Genomic DNA, 2011 nt, shown 5'->3' with positions numbered 1-2011 from the left:
CCGCCTTGTAGAGATTGCCGAACTCGTCGCGGGCGTCGGAAAACACCTGCGGGCTCAGCGCATCCGACAGCACGTAGCGCTTGGTCAAAAGATTGCGGAACAGCTCGCTGCGCATATTGCCGATCTTGTCGATCAGCCCGCTGATGCGGATCGACAGGTTCTGTGCGCTGGCAACGACCGCGTTGATCTCGGCCTTTTCCGATGCAAGCGCCTGACGCTCGCCCGTCACGATGTCGGGCTCCTGCGGCTGGCCCGCCGCCGGTGGAGGACCCAGCACCTCGATGCGATTGTTGATCTCGGTGAGCCGCGAGCGGAATACCAGCGCACTGGTGAGTGCCGCCCGCGACAGATCCTCCAGCTGCAGACGGATCTCCACGAGTGAGGCATCGTCCTCACCGTCCTGCTGTATCTTCTTCTCGAGATCGTCCGTCTTGGCCGTTAGATCCTGGATGACCTTTTGCTGATCGGCGACCAAACCGGCCGAGCCCTGGCCGAGCGCTTGCGCCATCGCCTTAAACGAAAGCGGCGCCGAAACGACCAGCGTGAGTACCAGGATGAGACGAAGCAATCGGAAAAGCATGATTTGTTGGCGACTCATCGGCGGCAAAGGCAATTTGAAAGCCTGTCCTTGATAAACACGGCCCTATCATGGGGCAAGCCGTCGTATCGCGAGCCCAACCGATCACTCACGCCGAGTGATCCCATCCCGGGCGTCGGCCAGTCGAAAGGCGATGGCGCAATATTGGCTTTGCGGATGCGGCCTGCTCTATAGTCTGCCGCATCGCCCGAACCGGATGACATCAATGGCAGAGTACTCGGCCTTTTCGCTGCTCGCGAACGCGCTCAAGGGAAACAAGGATTGGAAGCCGGCATGGCGCAAGCCTGACCCGAAGGCGTCCTATGACGTCATCATCATCGGTGGCGGCGGTCATGGGCTGGCGACCGCCTATTATCTTGCCAAGGAACACGGCATCACCAATGTCGCCGTTGTGGAAAAGGGCTGGCTCGGTTCCGGCAATGTCGGCCGCAACACCACGGCCGTGCGCTCGAATTATCTGCTGCCTGCCAACACCCGCTTCTACGAACACTCGATGAAGCTGTGGGAGAACCTGTCGCACGAGCTCAACTACAATGTCATGTTCTCGCAGCGCGGCTGCCTGAACCTGGCGCACACGCCGGCCCAATTCGACGACTATGCAAGGCGCGGCAACGCCATGCGCCATCTCGGCGTGGATGCCGAACTGATGACGAAGGCTGAGATCAAACGCCTGATTCCGGCGCTCGATATCTCCGACAACGCGCGTTTCCCGGTGGTCGGCGGCCTGATGCAACGCCGCGCCGGCACCGCCCGCCACGATGCGGTGGCCTGGGGCTATGCGCGCGGCGCCGACAGGCGCGGCGTCGACATCATCGAAAATTGCGAGGTCACCGGCTTCCTGCGCGACGGCGACCGCATATCAGGCGTCACCACTTCGCGCGGCGACATCCGCGCCAGGAAGGTGGCCGTGGCGGTCGCCGGCAGCACCGGACGCGTCATGCAGATGGCCGGCATCGAGACGATGCCGATCGAGAGCCATGTGCTGCAGGCCTTCGTCACGGAATCGCTGAAGCCCTTCATCGACACGGTCGTCACCTTCGGCATGGGCCATTTCTACATGTCGCAGTCGGACAAGGGCGGCCTCATCTATGGCGGCGACATCGACGGCTACAACAGCTACGCCCAGCGCGGCAATCTGCCTGTCGTCGACGAGGTGATGAGTGAAATGCTGGCGTTGTTTCCGGGCCTCGCGCGCGTGCGCATGCTGCGCTCCTGGGGCGGTGTTTGCGATATGTCGATGGACGGCTCGCCGATCATCACCGCCGGCCCCCTGCCCGGCATGTATCTCAACTGCGGCTGGTGCTATGGCGGCTTCAAGGCGACGCCGGCTTCCGGCTGGTGCTTCGCCTGGACCATCGCCAAGGACCAGCCGCACGACCTCAACGCGCCCTTCACGCTCGACCGCTTCCACCG

At 62.7% G+C, this 2011-nt stretch carries 1 protein-coding gene and 1 pseudogene; one reads left to right on the top strand and one right to left on the bottom strand.

What is annotated here, in order from left to right; all coding sequences use genetic code 11:
* Nucleotides 1–580 (bottom strand): annotated as a pseudogene (locus EN925_RS33505) (mechanosensitive ion channel family protein); the annotation flags it as partial.
* A 223-nt stretch (nt 581–803) separates the two neighbouring features.
* Here EN925_RS33505 and EN925_RS33500 point away from each other — a divergent pair.
* Nucleotides 804–2011 (top strand): sarcosine oxidase subunit beta (locus EN925_RS33500; protein ID WP_164894579.1); only part of this gene is annotated, 1208 nt, incomplete at its 3' end.

The organism is Mesorhizobium sp. M7A.F.Ca.US.006.04.2.1, from assembly GCF_004022915.1.
GTDB classification, from domain to species: Bacteria; Pseudomonadota; Alphaproteobacteria; order Rhizobiales; family Rhizobiaceae; genus Mesorhizobium; species Mesorhizobium ciceri.
The sequence above is the reverse complement of the archived record's forward strand: the minus strand, read 5'-3'. Positions and strand labels throughout refer to the sequence as shown.